General features: G+C 65.7%; 11 protein-coding genes. 6 read left to right on the plus strand and 5 right to left on the minus strand.

Going from position 1 to position 20,000, the window contains the following annotated elements; translation table 11 throughout:
- Entirely contained in the window at nt 1-4,977 is a 4,977-nt protein-coding gene (locus V3B48_RS10390; protein ID WP_149909403.1) for an NAD-glutamate dehydrogenase domain-containing protein, read from the minus strand.
- 250 nt (nt 4,978-5,227) lie between these two features.
- Here V3B48_RS10390 and V3B48_RS10395 point away from each other — a divergent pair, with 250 nt between their 5' ends.
- From V3B48_RS10395 to V3B48_RS10405, 3 genes are read left to right on the plus strand one after another with little or no spacing between them, the layout of a single operon-like run.
- Nucleotides 5,228-5,884, plus strand: a complete 657-nt coding sequence (locus V3B48_RS10395) for a TetR/AcrR family transcriptional regulator (protein WP_032127669.1) — start codon at nt 5,228-5,230, stop codon at nt 5,882-5,884.
- Nucleotides 5,884-7,152: an efflux RND transporter periplasmic adaptor subunit gene (locus V3B48_RS10400; RefSeq protein WP_049422071.1), complete on the plus strand. Its 1,269-nt coding sequence runs from the start codon at nt 5,884-5,886 to the stop codon at nt 7,150-7,152. The genes V3B48_RS10395 and V3B48_RS10400 overlap by 1 nt, the downstream gene beginning before the upstream one ends.
- A gap of 15 nt (nt 7,153-7,167) precedes the next feature.
- Nucleotides 7,168-10,341: a multidrug efflux RND transporter permease subunit gene (locus tag V3B48_RS10405; RefSeq protein WP_049400218.1), complete on the plus strand. Its 3,174-nt coding sequence runs from the start codon at nt 7,168-7,170 to the stop codon at nt 10,339-10,341.
- Between the two features lie 139 nt (nt 10,342-10,480).
- On the opposite strand, the gene V3B48_RS10410 is transcribed toward V3B48_RS10405, so the two are convergent.
- Nucleotides 10,481-10,744, minus strand: coding sequence for a hypothetical protein (locus V3B48_RS10410; RefSeq protein ID WP_080355173.1), 264 nt, complete (start codon nt 10,742-10,744; stop codon nt 10,481-10,483).
- 155 nt (nt 10,745-10,899) lie between these two features.
- Nucleotides 10,900-12,048, minus strand: a complete 1,149-nt coding sequence (locus tag V3B48_RS10415; RefSeq protein WP_180845359.1) for an acyl-CoA dehydrogenase family protein — start codon at nt 12,046-12,048, stop codon at nt 10,900-10,902.
- Between the two features lie 153 nt (nt 12,049-12,201).
- Between V3B48_RS10415 and V3B48_RS10420 the strand changes: the two genes are divergently transcribed.
- Genes V3B48_RS10420 through metH form a run of 3 tightly spaced genes read left to right on the plus strand, consistent with a single transcriptional unit; the run spans nt 12,202 to nt 16,978 of the window.
- Nucleotides 12,202-13,131, plus strand: coding sequence for a metalloregulator ArsR/SmtB family transcription factor (locus tag V3B48_RS10420; RefSeq protein WP_285302644.1), 930 nt, complete (start codon nt 12,202-12,204; stop codon nt 13,129-13,131).
- Between the two features lie 13 nt (nt 13,132-13,144).
- Complete coding sequence (locus V3B48_RS10425) at nt 13,145-14,236, plus strand: homocysteine S-methyltransferase family protein (protein ID WP_032127663.1); 1,092 nt, start codon at nt 13,145-13,147, stop codon at nt 14,234-14,236.
- Nucleotides 14,237-14,293: 57 nt separating this feature from the next.
- Nucleotides 14,294-16,978 carry a methionine synthase gene (gene metH, locus V3B48_RS10430; RefSeq protein ID WP_329893697.1) on the plus strand — a complete coding sequence of 895 codons (2,685 nt, stop codon included), beginning with the start codon at nt 14,294-14,296 and terminating at the stop codon, nt 16,976-16,978.
- Nucleotides 16,979-17,189: 211 nt separating this feature from the next.
- Here the strand turns inward: metH and V3B48_RS10435 are convergent, their stop codons facing one another.
- Together V3B48_RS10435 and V3B48_RS10440 are read right to left on the minus strand one after the other, a co-directional pair.
- On the minus strand, nt 17,190-19,262 hold the full coding sequence (locus V3B48_RS10435) for an acyltransferase family protein (protein ID WP_285302641.1): 2,073 nt from the start codon (nt 19,260-19,262) through the stop codon (nt 17,190-17,192).
- A 47-nt stretch (nt 19,263-19,309) separates the two neighbouring features.
- Complete coding sequence (locus V3B48_RS10440; protein WP_132810468.1) at nt 19,310-19,993, minus strand: DUF2058 family protein; 684 nt, start codon at nt 19,991-19,993, stop codon at nt 19,310-19,312.
- Between the last annotated feature and the right edge of the window lie 7 nt (nt 19,994-20,000).

Raw genomic sequence — 20,000 nt, forward strand, 5'->3', positions numbered from 1 at the left:
TTACGCACCATGTGCAGCCAGCTGGCCCAGGCGCTGCACCGCGACCGAGACGGTCGGGTAGTCCAGGGTCTTCTGCTCGGCCAGTTCGGCCAGCATCGCCAGGGTGAAGCGCAGGCTGTTGTCGTCGCGACCCATCCAGGCCGCCACCTTCGCTTCAGCACTGCTGCCCTTGGTGCCCAGCACCTGGCCCGCCAGGTTGCGGTGGTTGGCGGCCAGCTCGTCACGCAGCACGCCACGTGCCACGGCGTGCCAACGGCCATTGACCTCCAGCGCGTCGACCTGCTCGAACAGCCACGGCAGCTGCAGGGCGTCGCCCAGGCGGAAGTGAACCTTGGACACGTCCACCGGCTTCAGCTTGCGGGTGCGGGCCAGTTCGATGATGTCGAACGCCGGCTCCAGGAAGTGCAGTTCGGCCAGCTGCTGCGCCAGCGCGGACGGCAGGCCCTTTTCCTTCCACTCGGCCACCAGGGCTTCGTAGGTCGGACGCTGCGAATCCGGCAGCACACCCGAAGCAACGCGGATGTCGTTGAACGGACCCTGGTAGCGGTTGACCGCTTCGGTGATGCCCGGCATCGCGCCGGGGCGCGACAGCAGCCAGCGCACGAACGAGCGCTGCAGCTTCCAGATCACTTCCAGTGCATCGATCTGCACCGACTCCGGCACCTTGCCGTCGAGGGCATCGATCTGCGCCCACAGCGCGCGTGCATCCAGCGTTTCACGGCTGATGGTGTAGGCCTTGGCGACCTCGGCGATGGAACGACCGGTGTCTTCCTGCATGCGCATCAGGAAGGTGGCGCCCATGCGGTTGATGGTCTGGTTGGTCACGGCCGTGGCGATGATTTCGCGCTTCAGGCGGTGACGCTCCATCGCGTCGGCGTACTTCTTCTGCAGCGGGGTCGGGAAGTAGCGCTGCAGCTCCTTGGACAGGTACGGATCTTCCGGGATGTCCGAATCCAGCAGCTGGGCGAACGCCACCAGCTTGGAGTAGGACAGCAGCACCGACAGCTCCGGACGGGTCAGGCCCTGGCCGCGTGCCTTGCGCTGCGACAGCTCCGCATCGGACGGCAGGAACTCGATCTGGCGATCAAGCAGGCCCTGCTGCTCCAGGGTACGGATGAAGTGCTGCTTGGAACCCAGGCGCTTGACTGCCATCCGCTCCATCAGGCTCAGCGCCTGGTTCTGGCGGTAGTTGTCGTTGAGCACCAGCTCGGCGACTTCATCGGTCATCGAGGCCAGCAGCTTGTTGCGCTGCTCGACGGTCAGCTTCTTGGCCCGCACCACATCGTTGAGCAGGATCTTGATGTTGACTTCATGGTCGGAGGTGTCGACACCGGCCGAGTTGTCGATGAAGTCGGTGTTGAGCAGCACGCCGGCCTGGGCGGCTTCGATGCGGCCCAGCTGGGTCATGCCCAGGTTGCCGCCCTCGCCCACCACCTTGCAGCGCAGCTCGCCACCGTTCACGCGCAGCGCGTTGTTGGCGCGGTCGCCGACATCGCTGTGCTGCTCGCTGGCGGCCTTGACGTAGGTACCGATGCCGCCGTTCCACAGCAGGTCGACCGGTGCCTTCAGGATCGCGCTCATCAGGTCGTTCGGCGACAGCGCCTTGACGTTCTCGTCCAGGCCCAGCACTTCACGCACCTGCGGGGTGATCTCGATCGACTTCAGGCTGCGCGGGTACACGCCGCCACCCTTGCTGATCAGCTTGGCATCGTAGTCCGCCCAGCTCGAACGCGGCACGGTGAACAGGCGCTCACGTTCGACGAACGTGGTGGCTGCATCCGGGTTCGGGTCCAGGAAGATGTGGCGGTGATCGAACGCAGCGACCAGGCGGATGTGGCGCGACAGCAGCATGCCGTTGCCGAACACGTCGCCGGACATGTCGCCGACGCCGACCGCGGTGAAGTCCTGGCTCTGGCTGTCACGGCCCAGCGCACGGAAGTGACGCTTGACCGACTCCCACGCACCGCGTGCGGTGATGCCCATGCCCTTGTGGTCGTAACCGACCGAACCACCGGAGGCGAAGGCATCGCCCATCCAGAAGCCGTGCGCGATGGCCAGGCCGTTGGCAATGTCGGAGAAGGTCGCGGTGCCCTTGTCGGCAGCCACCACCAGGTACGGATCGTCCATGTCGTGGCGCACGACATCCACCGGCGGCACGATCTTGTTGTTGACGATGTTGTCGGTGATGTCCAGCAGGCCCTGGATGAACAGCTTGTAGCAGGCCACGCCGTTGGCGAAGATCGCGTCGCGGTCGCCGTTCACCGGCGGGGTCTTGGCGAAGAAGCCGCCCTTCGCGCCAACCGGCACGATGACGGTGTTCTTGACCATCTGCGCCTTGACCAGGCCCAGCACTTCGGTACGGAAGTCTTCGCGACGGTCCGACCAGCGCAGGCCACCACGGGCGACCGCGCCGAAGCGCAGGTGGGTACCTTCCACGCGCGGGCCGTAGACGAAGATTTCGCGGTACGGGCGCGGCTTCGGCAGGTCCGGCACCAGCGCCGAATCGAACTTGAAGCTGATGACATGGCCGTGCTGGCCGTTGGCATCGGTCTGGTAGTAGCTGGTACGCAGGGTCGCGTCGATCACGCCCATGAACGAGCGCAGGATGCGGTCCTCGTCCAGGCTGGACACGCGGTCCATCAGCTTCAGCAGCGCATCGCGCGCGGCCTGCATCTGCGCGTCGCGGTCACCCTTGCGGGCGTCGACCACGGTCTTGAGCACCTTCAGGGTGGCGTCGTCGCCAGCAGCCAGCACATCGAAGTGGGCCTTCAGCTGGGCCTGGCCGGCGGCGATATCGTCCTTGCTCTCATGGCCGGTAGCCGGATCGAAGCGGGCTTCGAACAGCTCGACCAGCAGGCGGGCCAGCAGCGGGTAGCGCGCGAAGGTGCCTTCCACGTAGGCCTGCGAGAACGGCACGCCGGTCTGCAGCAGGTACTTGCAGTAGCCACGCAGCATGGCGACCTGGCGCCAGTGCAGGCCAGCGGCCAGCACCAGGCGGTTGAAGCCGTCGTTCTCGGCATCGCCGTGCCAGACGCGGGCGAAGGTCTCGCCGAAGGCTTCATCGACGCTGGCGGCATCGATCGCGCCGGCGGTCGACTCGACCTCGAAGTCCTGCACGTACACCGGCGCGTTGTCGACCGACAGGCGGTACGGACGCTCGGCGATCACGCGCAGGCCCATGTTTTCCATCATCGGCAGCGCGTCCGACAGCGGAATGTCGTCCAGCTGGCGATACAGCTTCAGGCGCAGGCCATCGCCGCTTTCGCGCGGCACGGCCTGCAGGCTCAGGCGCAGGTCGTCCGGGCCGGTCAGGGCATCGAGCTGGCTGACATCGTTGGCGGCAACGGCGGTGCTGTTGTCTTCAATGTAGCCGGCCGGCAGTGCCTTGCCGATACGGGCAGCGATGCGCAGGCCTTCGGTTTCGCCATGGCGGGTCACCAGCGCTTCGCGCAGGTCGTCCTGCCAGTTGCGCAGCACCTGGGCCAGCTTCTGCTCCAGTTCGGCGGTATCGACGTCCAGCATTTCGCCCGGCTTCGGGCGCACGATCAGGTGCACCTGGGCCAGCGGCGATTCGCCCAGCACCACCGAGCTGTCGACGTACTCGCCGTGCAGCGCGTCCTTCAGCATCGCTTCGATGCGCAGGCGCACGTCGGTGTTGAAGCGCTCACGCGGCAGGTAGACCAGCGCGGAGATGAAACGGCTGTACTTGTCACGGCGCAGGAACAGGCGGCTGCGCACGCGCTCCTGCAGGCCCAGCACGCCCATGGCAGTGCGGAACAGTTCGTCCTCGCTGGACTGGAACAGTTCTTCGCGCGGCAGGGTTTCCAGGATGTGGCGCAGGGCCTTGCCGCTGTGGCTGGCCGAGGCCAGGCCCGACTGCTTCATCACGTGCTCGTGGCGCTGGCGCACCAGCGGGATTTCCCACGGGCGACGGTTGTAGGCGCTGGAGGTGAACAGGCCGAGGAAGCGCTGCTCGCCGATGATCTTGCCCTTGGCGTCGAATTCCAGCACGCCGATGTAGTCCATGTAGCCGGCGCGGTGCACGCGCGAACGGGCATTGGTCTTGGTCAGGATCAGCGCGTCCTTCAGCCCGGACGTGGTGTTCAGCCCCTGCGCGGCCAGGGTCTTGACCGGACGGGCGGCGGACTTGTCCTTGCCGCGCATCAGGCCCAGGCCGGTGTCGTTCAGCGGCGCCAGCACCTCTTCCTTGCCCTGCTTCTCGACGCGGTACTCGCGGTAGCCGAAGAAGGTGAAGTGGTTGTCGGCGGCCCAGCGCAGGAATTCCTGTGCTTCCTTGCGCGACGCATCGTCGACCGGCAGCTGGCGGCTGCCCAGGTCGTCGGCCAGCGCCAGTGCCTTGTCCTTCATCGGCTGCCAGTCGCGCACGATCGCACGCACTTCGTCCAGCGCCTTGCTGATGGCCTGCTCGATGGCCGCCATGGCTTCGGCCGGCTGGCGGTCGATCTCCAGCAGCATCACCGACTCGGCATCACCCTCGCCGACCTTGACCAGCTTGCCGGCCTTGTCGCGGGTGAAGCGCAGCACCGGGTGGCCCAGCACGTGGACGCCCACGCCCTGTTCGGCCAGCGACATGGTGACGGTGTCGACCAGGAACGGCATGTCGTCGTTGACGATCTGCAGCACGGTGTGCGGCGATTCCCAACCGTTGGCCTTCGCGGTCGGATTGAACACGCGGACGTTGGCCTTGCCGGCCTTGCGGGCACGGGCGAATTCCAGCGTCTCAGCCGCGAGCGCGGCCCACTCTTCAGCGCTGTGGTGCGGGAACTCGTCCGACTCCATGCGCTTGTAGAAGTCAGTGGCGAAGGCCACCGCTTCGGCCTGTGCGGCCGCGGGGTAACGCTTGCGCAATGCCGTGTACACCGGCTCCAGGGAGAAACCAGCGGTCACTGCGACCTCCGACTCTGCTGGTTTGGTCTTGTTTTTCACGGTCTTGGCTGCGGTTTTTTGCGGTTTCATGGCAGAGCGATGCGCTTGCTCAGTTGGGAAAATGAAATTGTAGCCCTACCGCACGAAAAGGCCTTGCTGCAGGACGGAATAACCAGATTCGGGTTTGCTGCGGTTTAGACGCCTATTCAGTTCGCACCGGTATGGTGCTGGTGCGCGCTTCAGCACTGCCGACAGGATCGGCAAAGCGTGTTACCGGAAGACACACGCGGCGACGCCGATTCGATTCCACAATCCTGAACTGGACGGTATAGTCCACCGCGTGAACCCGGCCTACCTCCCCGTTGCCCTCGACGCACGCGATGAGCGCGTGTTCGATGCCGTGCGCGAGCTGTTGGCCCAGCAGGGCATGCAGATGAGCATGGACGCGGTGGCCCAGCATGCCGGCTGCTCCAAGCAGACCCTGTACTCGCGCTACGGCAACAAGCAGGAACTGCTGCGCCGGGTGATGCAGCGCCATGTCGGCCACGCTACCGGAGCCATGGTTCGTGCACTCCGCACTGACGACCTGCGTGCCAGCCTGCTCCAGTTCGCCACCGACTTCCTGGAGCATTTCAACCAACCGCACGTAGGGCAGGCCTGTCGGCTGATCGCCGCCGACGCGGCCCAGTTTCCCGAAGAGGCGCGTACGCTGTACCGGCATGGCGCCGGCGCGCTGACGCTTCATCTTGCTGAATGGATTGAAACCGTTTGCATGCGTGGCCAGCTCCGGCATGACGACCCGCACTTCATGGCCGAACTGCTGCTGAGCATGATCGCCGGTCAGGATTTCGACAAACAGCGTTTCCATACCCCCCATCGTGATGACGCGCAGCTGCGTCGGCGCTGGGCAGAGTTCTCCGTCGACAGCTTCCTGCGCGCGTTCGCGCCTCAGCCGTCGGCGGCCCCGTCTTCAAACCAACCCCGGAGTTCCTCCTGATGACCGCCCCACTCCGCACCCTTGCCCTGACGTGCGCCGTTGCTGTCGCGCTGGCTGCCTGCAAGAAGCCGGAACAGCAGACGCCCCCGCCGCCGGAGGTGGGCGTGATCGACGCCAAGCCGCAGACCCTGCCGCTGCAGCGTGAGCTGGTCGGCCGCCTGTCGCCGTTCCGCAGCGCCGACGTCCGCGCGCGCGTGCCGGGCGTACTGCTCAAGCGCGTCTACCAGGAAGGCTCGCAGGTCAAGCAGGGCCAGCCCCTGTTCCTGATCGACCCGGCGCCGCTGCGTGCTTCGCTCAATGCCTCCGAGGCCCAGCTGGCCTCGGCCCGCGCCACCTACGCCAATGCCAAGGTGGCCGCGGACCGCGCGCGTTCGCTGGCGCCGCAGCAGTTCGTCTCCAAATCCGACCTGGACAACGCCGAATCGGCCGAGCGCACCGCGCTGGCCGCGGTCAAGCAGGCCGAAGCGGCGGTGACCTCTTCGCGCATCAGCCTGGGCTATACCGAAGTGACCGCGCCGATCAGCGGTGTGGCCAACAAGCAGCAGGTCACCGAAGGCGCACTGGTCGGCCAGGGCGATGTGACCCTGCTGACCACCGTCGACCAGCTCGACCCGCTGTACGTGAACTTCTCGCTGAGCGTGGACGAGTTGACCCAGCTGCGCGCGCAGCAGGCCAAGGGTGCGCTGGCGCTGTCTGGTGACGGCAAGGCTACGGTCAACGTCAAGCTGGCCGACGGCAGCACCTACAGCGAACCGGGCACGCTGGACTTCTCTTCGACCACGGTCGACCCGGCCACCGGCGCGGTGTCGCTGCGCGCGCTGCTGCCGAACCCGCAGCAGATCCTGCTGCCCGGCGCCTTCGTCAGCTTCCAGGCCAACCTCGGCGAGCGCAACAACGCCTACCTGGTGCCGCAGCAGGCGCTGCTGCGCGACACCACCGGCGGCTACGTGATGGTGGTCGGTGCCGACGGCAAGGTCGTGCGCAAGAACGTGAAGACCGATGGCGCGCAGAACGGCAACTGGCTGGTCAGCGACGGCCTGGCCGCCGGTGACAAGGTGATCGTGGCCGGCGTGCAGAAGGTCAAGGAAGGTGCACCGGCAGTCGCCAAGCCGTGGACCCCGGGGCAGGACGCCAACGGCAAGCCTGCCGCAGGCGGCGCCGCTCCGGCGGGCGCAGCACCGGCCGCAGGCAAGGCACCGGCCGACGCGGCCAAGCCCGAGCAGGCCGATGCGGCCAAGCCGGCCGCCACCGATTCGAACAAGCAGTAACGGGAACCTTCCGTCATGCCTAAATTTTTCATCGAACATCCAGTCTTCGCCTGGGTGGTTGCGATCCTGATCTCGCTCAGCGGCGTGATCGCGATCCTCAACCTGGGCGTGGAGTCCTATCCCAACATCGCCCCGCCGCAGGTCACCGTCTCGGCGACCTACCCGGGCGCCAGTGCGGACACCACCGAGAAATCGGTCACCCAGGTGATCGAGCAGCAGCTGACCGGTATCGATCACCTGCTGTACTTCAGCTCATCGTCCGCCTCCAACGGCCGCGCGCAGATCACCCTGACCTTCGAGACCGGTACCGATCCGGACATCGCCCAGGTGCAGGTGCAGAACAAGGTCTCGCTGGCCACGCCACGCCTGCCTTCGGAAGTGACCCAGCAGGGCGTGGTGGTGGCCAAGGCCAACGCCGGCTTCCTGATGGTGATCGCGCTGCAGTCCGATACGCCGGCCATCAACCGTGACGCCCTGAACGACATCGTCGGTTCGCGCGTGCTCGACCAGGTCTCGCGTATTCCCGGCGTCGGCAGCACCCAGCAGTTCGGTTCCGAGTACGCCATGAACATCTGGCTCAACCCGGAGAAGATGCAGGGTTATGGCCTGTCGGCCAGCCAGGTACTGGCGGCGGTGCGCGCGCAGAACGTGCAGTTCGCCGCCGGTGCGCTGGGTTCGGACCCGTCGCCGGAAGGCCAGCACTTCACCGCCACGGTCTCGGCTGAAGGCCGCTTCAGTTCGCCGCAGGAGTTCGAGAACATCATCCTGCGGGCAAATCCGGACGGTTCGCGGGTGCTGATGAAGGACATCGCCCGCGTTGCCTTCGGTGCCAACAACTACGGTTTCGACACCCAGTACAACGGCAAGCCGACCGGTGCCTTCGCCATCCAGCTGCTGCCGGGCGCCAACGCCCTGAACGTGGCCGATGCGGTGCGCGCCAAGATGGACGAGCTGCAGCCCAGCTTCCCGTCCGGGGTGACCTGGTTCTCGCCGTACGACAGCACCACCTTCGTCAAGATCTCCATCCAGGAAGTGGTCAAGACACTGTTTGAAGCAGTGTTCCTGGTGTTCCTGGTGATGCTGATCTTCCTGCAGAACTTCCGCGCCACCCTGATCCCGACCCTGGTCATCCCGGTGGCCCTGCTCGGCACCTTCCTGGGCATGTGGATGATCGGCTTCACGATCAACCAGCTGACCCTGTTCGCGATGGTGCTGGCGATCGGCATCGTGGTCGATGACGCGATCGTGGTGATCGAGAACGTCGAACGCATCATGACCGAGGAAGGCCTGGCGCCGAAGCCGGCCACGCAGAAGGCGATGACCCAGATCACCGGCGCGGTGGTGGCGATCACCGTCGTACTGGCCGCGGTGTTCATCCCGTCCGCCCTGCAGGGCGGCGCCGCCGGTGAGATCTACAAGCAGTTCGCGCTGACCATCGCCATCTCGATGGCGTTCTCGGCGTTCCTGGCTCTGGGCTTCACCCCGGCGCTGTGCGCGACCTTCCTCAAGCCGACGCACAACGACAACCCGAACATCATCTACCGCACCTTCAACAAGTACTACGACAAGATCAGCCATACCTATGTGGGGCACATCACTTCGGCGGTGCGCCATGCACCGCGCTGGATGATCCTGTTCGTGGTGCTGACCGCACTGTGCGGCTTCCTGTTCACCCGCATGCCGGGCAGCTTCCTGCCGGAAGAAGACCAGGGCTATGCGCTGGCGATCGTGCAGCTGCCGCCGGGCTCGACCAAGGGCCAGACCAACGAAGTGTTCGCGCAGATGCGTGGCATCCTGGAAAAGCAGGATGGCTATGAAGGCATGCTGCAGGTGGCCGGTTTCAGCTTCGTCGGTTCCGGCGAGAACGTGGGCATGGGCTTCATCCGCCTGAAGCCATGGGAGGAACGCAAGTTCACCGCGCCCGAGTTCATCCAGAACATGAACGGCGCGTTCTACGGCATCAAGGAAGCGCAGATCTTCGTGGTCAACCTGCCCACCGTGCAGGGCCTCGGCCAGTTCGGCGGCTTCGACATGTGGCTGCAGGACCGCAGCGGTGCCGGCTACGAGCAGCTGACCCAGGCCCGCAACATCCTGCTTGGCCAGGCTGCGCAGAAGCCCGACCATCTGGTGGGCGTACGCCCGAACGGCCTGGAAAACGCCCCGCAGCTGCAGCTGCATGTCGACCGCGTGCAGGCGCAGTCGATGGGCATGTCGGTGTCGGACGTGTACAGCACCATCCAGCTGATGCTGGCCCCGGTGTACGTGAACGACTTCTTCTACGAAGGCCGCATCAAGCGCGTGACCATGCAGGCCGATGGTCCGTACCGCACCGGCCAGGAGTCGCTGAAGAGCTTCTACAGCCCGTCCAGCCTGACCACGAATGCCGACGGCACCAATGCGATGATCCCGCTCAATACGGTGGTCAAGTCCGAATGGGTGTCGGCACCGCCGTCGCTGAGCCGCTACAACGGCTACTCGGCGATCAACATCGTCGGCTCGCAGGCACCGGGCACCAGCTCGGGTGAGGCGATGCAGACCATGGAAGGCATCGTCAACGACGATCTGCCGGCTGGCTTCGGCTACGACTGGTCGGGCATGTCCTACCAGGAAATCCTGGCCGGCAACGCGGCGACGCTGCTGCTGGTGCTGTCGATCGTGGTGGTGTTCCTGTGCCTGGCCGCGTTGTATGAAAGCTGGTCGATCCCGGTGGCAGTGCTGCTGGTGGTGCCGCTGGGCGTGCTTGGCGCCCTCGGCCTGTCGATGCTGCGTGGCCTGCCGAACGATCTGTTCTTCAAGATCGGCCTGATCACCGTGATCGGCCTGGCCGCCAAGAACGCGATCCTGATCGTGGAGTTCGCGGTGGAGCAGCGCGCAGCAGGCAAGACCCTGCGCGATGCCACCATCGAGGCGGCACGCCTGCGTTTCCGACCGATCCTGATGACCTCGTTCGCGTTCATCATGGGCGTGATCCCGATGGCGATCTCCACCGGCGCCGGCGCCAACTCCCGCCACGCCATCGGCACCGGCGTGATCGGCGGCATGCTGTTCGCCACCCTGCTCGGCCTGCTTATGATCCCGGTGTTCTTCGTGGTCGTGCGCCGCATGCTGGGTGACAAGCTGGATGAGTCCTCCAAGGAATTCATGGAGCGCCAGCGCGACGCGGAAGCCGCGCACCGCCCGGATCGTTGATCCGGTGGTGAGTTGAAACGAAAAGGCCCCGGAGCGATCCGGGGCTTTTTCATTCGTGCCATGAAGCCGGTAGTCGCCAACCTTGGTTGGCGCCGCTGGATCCATGCCAACCAAGGTTGGCGCATGCCAAGCCGGCGTCTCAGCGCAGCAGCGCAACCACCACGCACACCACCACGAGAGCCAATGCAGCCCATTGCATCGGCACAAAGAAGAAATGATGGGGTGCAGCCATACCCTTCTGCCGGGGCGCACGGTTGAGCCACAAACCCAGCAATACGTTCACCGCTGCGCCGATGCCTGCACCCAACAGAACCTGGGGCAGCGGCGTGTTGCCCCTGGAGCCTTCATGCGGAAAGAAGTACGCCAGCAGCAGGATGGCTGCAATCGGCGTCACCAGCGTCATGAATCCCCAACCTCGATAGATCATCTTTGCAGACCACGTAAAAACCGGCTTGCATTGGACCAGATCGGGTATCGCTCGGCCAAGAAGACCGTGTATCCACGCATGGCGTGGATCTACTGGCCGCGCCGCCGTTGCAGCGGCGCGGCCGGTCGAACTCAGCGCAGCCCGGTCTCGTTGCGGGCGATCACCAGGCGCTGGATTTCCGAGGTGCCCTCGTAGATCTCGGTGATCTTGGCATCACGGAAGTAGCGCTCCAGCGGCATTTCCTTCGAATACCCCATGCCGCCATGAATCTGCACGGCCTGGTGGGTGATCCACATCGCCGCTTCCGAGGCGGTCAGCTTGGCCACCGCTGCTTCGGTGCTGAAGCGCTTGCCCTGGCCCTTCACCCATGCCGCGCGCAGGGTCAGCAGCAGCGCTGCGTCCAGCTTGCACTTCATGTCGGCGATCTTGGCCTGGGTCATCTGGAAGGTACCGATGGCCGCGCCGAACGCCTTGCGCTCCTTCACGTACTCCAGGGTCGCTTCATAGGCGGCACGGGCGATGCCGATGGCCTGTGAGGCGATACCGATGCGGCCAGCATCGAGCACGCTCATGGCGATCTTGAAGCCCTCGCCTTCCTGGCCCAGCACGTCTTCAGCCTGCGCCACGTAGTCGTTGAACTCGATCTCGCAGGTGGCCGAAGCGCGGATGCCGAGCTTCGGCTCCGTCTTGCCGCGACCGAAGCCCGCCTTGTCGGTATCGATGATGAAGGCGGTGATGCCGCGCGCGCCCTTGTCCGGCTCGCTCATTGCGAACAGCACGATGTACTTGGCCACCGGGCCGGAGGTGATCCAGCTCTTCTTGCCGTTGATGACGAAGGTGCCATCGGCCTGCTTCACCGCGCGGCAGCGCATCGCCGTGGCGTCCGAACCGGACTGCGGTTCGGTCAGCGCGAACGCGCCGATGGCCTCGCCTTCGGCGATGGCACGCACATACTTCTGCTTCTGTTCCTCGGTGCCGTGGGTGAGGATGCCGTTGCAGAACAGCGAGTTGTTGACCGACATGATGGTCGAATGGGCTGCGTCGGCGGCGGCGACCTCCACCATCGCCAGCACGTACGCCACCGGGTCCATGCCCGCGCCACCGTATTCGGTCGGCACTTCGATGCCCATCAGGCCGTTTTCGCCCAGCAGGCGGATGTTGTCCAGCGGGAACTCGCCGGTGCGGTCATGGTGCTCCGCGCTGGGGGCGATCTTTTCCTGCGCGATGCGCCGCGCCACGTCCTGCAGCATCAACTGCTCTTCAGTAAAGCTGAAATCCACAACACCCTCCCGGGTACATGAAGTTATGGGCCGCGCACCGCGCGCCCAGGTGCCTCGATTGTACCGGGGCCCGCCAGTTTCCGTACGCCAGCGACTTGACCGCGGCAGGCGTTCTCAGCGAATATATCTCTATATCGCGATAGGTAGATATTTATGGATCTGGAAGACTGGTCGACCCGCCTCAAGGTGTTCGCCGATGCCACCCGCGTGCGCTTGCTGGCGCTGCTGGAGCAGGAGGAACTGACCGTGGCCGAACTGTCGGCGATCACCCGGCTGGCACAGCCGCGGGTGTCCACCCACCTGGCGCGCCTGAAGGAAGCCGGCCTGGTCCGCGACCGCCGTGCGGGCGTGTCGGCCTATTACCGCTTCGACGAGGTCCAGCTGGACCCGGCGCAGCGTGCATTGTGGCATGCCTTGAGCAATGGAAGCGACGACCCGTTGCTGCGGCAGGACGCTGAACGTGTCGCCGCCGTGCTGGCCCACCGTGCCTCCGACCAGAACTGGGCCGACAGCGTGGCCGGCGACATGGAGCGCCACTATTCTCCCGGCCGCACCTGGGAAGCCCTCGCGCGTACCGCGTTGCCGCTGCTGGAGACCGGCGACGTGCTGGACATCGCCTCCGGTGACGGCGTGCTGGCCGAACTCGTCGCCCCGCATGCCAAGCGCTACATCTGCATCGATACCAGCGCGCGCGTGGTTGCCGCTGCCAGCGAGCGCCTGCGCCGCCTGCCCAATGTGGAAGTGCGCGAGGGCGACATGCATGCGCTGCCGTTCAAGGACGGCAGCTTCGACCTGGTGGTGCTGATGCATGCGCTGACCTACGCCAGCAAACCGGCGCAGGCGGTGACCGAAGCCGCGCGCGTGCTGCGCTCCGGCGGCCGCCTGCTGCTGTGCAGCCTGGCCCGCCACGAGCACAAGGCGGCGGTGGAGGCCTACGGCCACGTCAACCTCGGCTTCAGCGACAAGGAGCTGCGCAGGTTCGTCGACAAGGCCGGCCTGCAGGTATCCAGCCTGGAGACGGTCACCCGCGAAAAGCGTCCGCCGCACTTCGAAGTGATTTCACTGATCGCCAACAAGCCCTGAGCCCGAGATCGCCATGCCTGCCCTGCCCTGGTTGCATCCTGATCGTGCCAACGCCCTGCTCGACGCCCTGCGCGAGCGGATCCTGATCATCGACGGCGCGATGGGCACCATGATCCAGCGCCATGGCCTGCAGGAAGACGACTACCGCGGCGAGCGCTTCGCCGGTGGCTACGATCATGTGCATGGCCCCGCTTGCGACCACGCCGTGCAGGAAGGGCATGACCTGAAGGGCAACAACGATCTGCTGCTGCTGACCCGGCCGCAGATCGTCGCCGACATCCATACCGCCTACCTGGAAGCGGGCGCGGATCTGGTCGAGACCAACACCTTCAACGCCACGTCGGTCAGCCAGGCCGACTACCACCTCGAACACCTGGTGTACGAGTTGAACAAGGCTGGCGCAGCGGTGGCACGCGCCTGCTGCGATACGGTAGCTGCAACCACACCAGGCAAGCCACGCTTCGTGATCGGGGTGATCGGCCCGACCAGCCGCACCGCCTCGATCAGTCCCGATGTCAACGATCCGGGCTTTCGCAACACCAGCTTCGACGAGCTTCGCGACACGTACCGCGAAGCCATTGACGGCCTGATCGACGGCGGCGCCGACACCATCATGGTCGAGACCATCTTCGACACGCTCAATGCCAAGGCCGCGCTGTATGCACTGGAGGAGGCCTTCGATGCACGCGGCGCAAGGTTGCCCGTGATGATCTCCGGCACCATCACTGATGCCTCGGGACGCACGCTGTCCGGGCAGACCGCCGAGGCCTTCCACGCGTCGCTCGCGCATGCGCGCCCATTGTCGATCGGCCTGAACTGCGCACTGGGTGCCGACGCGATGCGCCCGCACGTGGAAACCCTTTCGCAGGTCGCCGACTGCTACGTCAGCGCGCACCCCAACGCAGGCCTGCCCAATGCCTTCGGCGAGTACGACGAGACGCCCGAGGACATGGCCAGCACCCTGCGCGGTTTCGCCGAGGATGGCCTGTTGAACCTGGTCGGTGGCTGCTGTGGCTCCACCCCTGACCATATCCGCGCAATCGCCGAGGCCGTGGCCGGGCTGCCGCCGCGCGCCCTGCCCGGTGTCCAGGAGCAGGCCGCATGAATGTCGCTGCCACCGTTCCGCACTTCCCGCCCTATTGCTGTTGAGCTGACGCCTGCCATGACGCCTGTCCGCCCTACCCGCCTGTCCGGCCTGGAACCTCTGGTCATCACTCCGGACCTGCTGTTCATCAACGTCGGCGAACGCACCAACGTCACCGGCAGCGCGCAGTTCCGCAAGCTGGTCAAGGAAGGCCGCTACGAAGAAGCGGTGGACGTGGCCCGCCAGCAGGTGGCCAGCGGTGCGCAGATCCTCGACGTCAACATGGACGAGGGCCTGATCGATTCGGAAGCGGCGATGACCCGCTACCTCAACCTGATCATGTCCGAGCCGGACATCGCCCGTATTCCGGTGATGGTCGACTCCTCCAAGTGGAGCGTGATCGAGGCCGGCCTGAAGTGCCTGCAGGGCAAGAGCGTGGTCAATTCGATCTCGCTGAAGGAAGGCGAGGCGCTGTTCCGCGAGCACGCACGCAAGGTCCTGCGCTATGGCGCTGCCGCGGTGGTGATGGCATTCGACGAAAGCGGCCAGGCTGACACCTGCGCACGCAAGGTCGAGATCTGCACCCGCGCCTACCGCATCCTGGTCGACGAGATCGGCTTCCCACCGCAGGACATCATCTTCGACCCGAACATCTTCGCCGTCGCCACCGGCATCGAAGAGCACGACAACTATGCGGTGGACTTCATCGAAGCTACCCGCATCATCAAGCAGACGCTGCCGCACTGCCATGTGTCCGGCGGTGTTTCCAACGTCTCGTTCTCGTTCCGCGGCAACGAAACGGTGCGCCAGGCCATCCACTCGGTGTTCCTGTACCACGCCATTGCCGCCGGCATGGACATGGGCATCGTCAACGCCGGCGCCATGCCGATCTACGACGAACTGGAACCGGAACTGCGCGAGCGCGTGGAGGATGTGATCCTCAACCGCCGCAGCGATGCCACCGAGCGCCTGCTGGAAATCGCCGAGCGCTACAAGGGCAAGAAGGGCGCGGCGAAGACCGAAGACCTCGCCTGGCGCGAGAAGCCGGTGGCGCAGCGCCTGGCGCACGCGCTGGTGCACGGCCTGGATGCCTTCGTGGAAGAAGACACCGAACTGGCCCGGCAGGCGTCCAGCCGCCCGCTGGACGTGATCGAAGGTCCGTTGATGGATGGCATGAACGTGGTCGGCGACCTGTTCGGCGCCGGCAAGATGTTCCTGCCGCAGGTGGTGAAATCCGCGCGCGTGATGAAGAAGGCCGTGGCCTACCTGCTGCCCTACATCGAGGCCGAGAAGGCGCGCAGTGGCGACACCGCCAAGAGCAACGGCAAGATCATCATGGCCACGGTGAAGGGTGATGTGCATGACATCGGCAAGAACATCGTCGGCGTAGTCCTGGCCTGCAACAACTTCGAGGTGGTCGACCTTGGCGTGATGGTGCCGGCGCAGAAGATCCTCGATGCCGCGCGCGAGCACAACGCCGACCTGATCGGCCTGTCCGGTCTGATCACTCCATCACTGGAAGAGATGAGCCACGTGGCCCGGGAGATGCAGCGCCAGGGCTTCGACCTGCCGCTGCTGATCGGTGGAGCGACCACCTCGCGCGCGCACACCGCGCTGAAGATCGACCCACATTACAAGGCGCCCACGGTGTGGGTGAAGGACGCCTCGCGCGCAGTCGGCGTGGCCCAGTCGCTGATCTCGCGTGACCTGCGCGAGGCCTTCGTAGCCGCCAACGAGGCCGACTATGCCGAGATCCGCGCGCGCCATCGCAACCGTGGCGATGCCAAGCGCCTGGTTTCGCTGGAACACGCGCGTGGGCAGAAATTCCAGGGCGGCTGGGACACCTACACGCCGCCGGCACCGAACCAGCCCGGCCTGCACGTATTTGACGACTACCCGCTGGCCGAACTGGTCGACTACATCGACTGGACGCCGTTCTTCCAGGCCTGGGAGCTGGCCGGCAAGTTCCCGGCCATCCTCACCGACGAAATCGTCGGCACCCAGGCCAGCGATCTGTACAGGGACGCCCGCGCGATGCTTGAGCGCATCGTCAATGAGAAATGGCTGACCGCCAAGGCCGTGTTCGGCCTGTGGCCGGCGAACAGCATCGGCGACGACGTGCGCGTGCAGCACCCGCAGGGCGAAACCACCCTGCACTTCCTGCGCCAGCAGGTGGACAAGCCGGCCGAGCGCCCGGATTTCTGCCTGGCCGATTTCATCGCCCCGGCCGACAGCGGCAAGCAGGATTGGATCGGCGCCTTCGCCGTCACTGCCGGCATCGGCATCGACGCGCACGTAGCGCGCTTCGAAGCCGACCACGATGACTACAACGCGATCCTGCTGAAGGCCCTCGCCGACCGTTTCGCCGAAGCGCTGGCCGAGCGCCTGCACCAGCGCGTGCGTACCGAATTCTGGGGCCATGAGCACGCCGAGACGCTGGACAACGAGGCGCTGATCGACGAGGAGTACCGTGGCATCCGCCCGGCACCGGGTTACCCCGCCTGCCCGGAGCACAGCGAAAAGCGACGCCTGTTCGACCTGCTGCAGGCCGAAGCCAACGCCGGCATGGAACTGACCGAGAGCTTCGCGATGCTGCCCACGGCGGCCGTTTCGGGCTACTACTTCAGCCATCCGCAGAGCCAGTACTTCGTGGTCGGCCGCCTCAGCCGCGAGCAGATCAGCGACTACGCCCGCCGCAAGGGCGTGGACCGCGCCCAGGCCGAGCGCTGGCTGGCCTCCAACCTCGACTACGATCCCGAATGACACAAAAGGGGACGGAGGGGATTAAGTCGTTTGTGCCCCAAACGACTTAATCCCCTCCGTCCCCTTTTCGCTTCATCATTGCGCTGGGCTTTGACGGTTTCTCGTCCGGTGTCGTTTGCCCTGGTCGGCGCACTGCTGTGCTTCTTCGCACCGAGCCTGCCACTGATCCGCGCACGCCGGAGCCGCTTCAAGGCCTGACGCCGGCGCGGTCCTACTGCTGCAGCAGTACCTGCTGCAGCGACGGCAGCAGCACACGGTTGCCATGCGCGCTGAGGTGATCGCCATCGAAGAACAACGGCCGGCCATCGCGCTGCGCCGGGCACAGCACGTCATCACACAGCACCGGCATCGGATCCCACAGCACACCTCCTGGCAGGCCATCGACCACCTGCTGCAGGCTGCCCAGCATCGGCGCACGCAGCGTTTCCATCGCCTCACGCGTGCTGTCCAGGCCGTTGCGGCAGACCTCGTTGCGTGAATTGAAGCGGTCAGAGCAGCGATACGGCGGCGCCGGCAGCACCGGTTTGGGCGCCTCCAGCACAATTCGCACACCGCGCTCGGCCAACGGTTTCCACTGGGTGATCGCCTCGGCCACTTCGGCCTCGCGCCCTGCAGTGGCTTCCGGGGTCACCTCGCCCGCCAGCTGCGCCTGCGCATCGAACAATACGAACTGATCGGACAAGCGCGGTATCCGCAGCGACACCAGCACCACGGCATCACCTGGCTGCGCACGCTGCGTGACATCGGCGAGCATCGCTGCGTCGAAATCACTGCAACCGGCACCCGCGCCGCGCCACTTCTGCAGGCTCACCTGCGGGCATCCACCACGACCGTAGAGAATCACCTCCGAGCCACTCTCAAGCGCCAGCCGCTGCAGCAGCTCGATGTAGGCCATTGCATGCGAATCGCCAGCAACGAACACCTGCTTCGGCGCACCGGCAGGCACCGGCCGATCGCAGTCACCACGCGCATAGGTCCGCATGCTGCCACCTTCGAAGCGTCGCTTGGTGGTCACCAGGTTGCAGTCGGGATAGTCGCCTGCCACGCTCTTGCCGTTGGGATACCAGTCGCCGGGATGCCGACTGACCGTGCTCAGTGATATCCGCGGTGCCTGCAGGTACAGCAGCGTCTGGGTGCCGGCCGCGACCAGCAGCACAACCGAACCTGCCAGCACCCAGCGACCCGGGCGCAGACGCTGCGCCAAGGGGCCCCGGAACGGTTGCTCCACCCAGCGCCACGACAACCACGACAGCAGCAGCACCAGCGCCATCGCAGCGCTCATCTGCAGGGGTGTCTGCAGGCCCACGGTCCAGCGCATCAGCACGAATACCGGCCAGTGCCACAGATACAGCGAGTACGACAGCAGGCCGATGGAGCGCATCGGCCTGCTGGCCAACAGGCGTGCCACCCAGGACCGGGGATGATGATGCAGCGCCCACAGCAGGCCTGCCGCAGCAAAGGTCGGCAGCAGGCCATCAGGCCACGGCGAACGTCCGGCCCGTGCGGTCCACAATGCCCAGCACAGCAAGGCCAGCGCCACCATCGCGAGCAGCGAGAACACGGGCGCAGCGCGCTTCAGTGCAATCGTCGTCACCGCATCCACTGGCTGGCGAACATGCAGCAGCTGGAACAGCAGTACGCCAACACCCAGCTGCCACAGCCGCGTAGTGGTGGCGTAGAACGCCCACGATGGCGGCGCCTCGCGCAGGCCCAGCACCGCCGCATGCAGCAGCGACGCCGCGCTGACCACGGCAAACAGGCCAAGGCTGATCCAGCGCCCGCGCGCGCCGCGCGCCCAGGCCAGGAACAGCAGCGGGAACAGCAGGTAGAACTGTTCCTCCACGCCCAGCGACCAGGTATGGGTATAGGGATTGAATTCGGCCTTGGGCGCGAAATAGTCGTTGCCGATCAGCGCCAGCACCCAGTTGCTGAAGCCGAAGAATGCCATCAGCCCGGTCTTGTCACTGGCCTCGCTGAGCCAGGACTCGGGAATGAACAGCACGCTGCCGACGGCGGTCAACAGCAGGCAGCTGATCAGCGCAGGTGCGATGCGGCGGATGCGACGCGAATAGAAGCGCAGCATCGACTGCCACAGCGACAACGGCGGCAGCCGGTGCACCGACGCGCTGACCACGAACCCGGAAATGACGAAGAACACGTCTACGCCGGTGAACCCGCCCGGCAACCAGGCCGGGTCCAGGTGGAACACGATGACGGCCAGCACGGCAATCGCGCGCAGGCCGTCAATGTGCGGCACGTAGCCGCGGCTTGGATCAGCGGTCATCCCTTCCCCCAACCGCGGGGGCAGTGCCGTCCGCGGTGGTTGCGCCTTTACCAGACCAGGTCGTCCGGCACCTGGTACTGCGGATCCGCATACGGATCTTCCTCGGCCGGCGCATTCGGATCGACCTTCAGCGCCACCGAGGCGGCGAACACCGCCTCGGACTGTGCCAGCACGTCGGCCGTTACCAGCAGGTAGCGGCCATTGAGCTGGACCACACCCAGCTCACCGGCATTGAGCGCGGTCAGCTGTTCGGCGGTCACATAGATGCGCTTGATCTTGCCGCCATACGGGAAGTGGCGGGCGATGTCCGCTGCCTCGGCGTTGAGGCTCTTGTCCTTCAGCAGTTCTTCCAGCTTGGCCTTCGCCTCGCGGCGCACGCGTGCTTCTTCCTGCTTCAGGCGCTCGGTCTCGATGCGCTCTTCCTTCTCCCGCTGCGCCCGGATGGCATAGGCCTTGGCCAGGTCCATCTCTTCGGTGCTGCGCGGCTTGCGCGGGCCCTGCTGGCCCTGGCCACCGCGCGCATGCCCGCCGGGCTTGCCCGCGCCATGGCCCTGCCCACGACGCTCACCGGGCTTGTGCTCGCCCTTGCCTGCGCCCTGCGGCTTTCCATTGCCGTTGCCACCCTTGCCCTGCGGGCGGCCATCACGGCGGGGGCCATCATTCTTGCGCTCGGGCTTGGGCGCGGGCTTGAAGCCCAGGCCCATCAGCTGGTCGCGGAGGGTATCGCTCATAGGATTC

Source organism: Stenotrophomonas sp. SMYL20 (assembly GCF_036320045.1).
GTDB lineage: Bacteria > Pseudomonadota > Gammaproteobacteria > Xanthomonadales > Xanthomonadaceae > Stenotrophomonas > Stenotrophomonas maltophilia_A.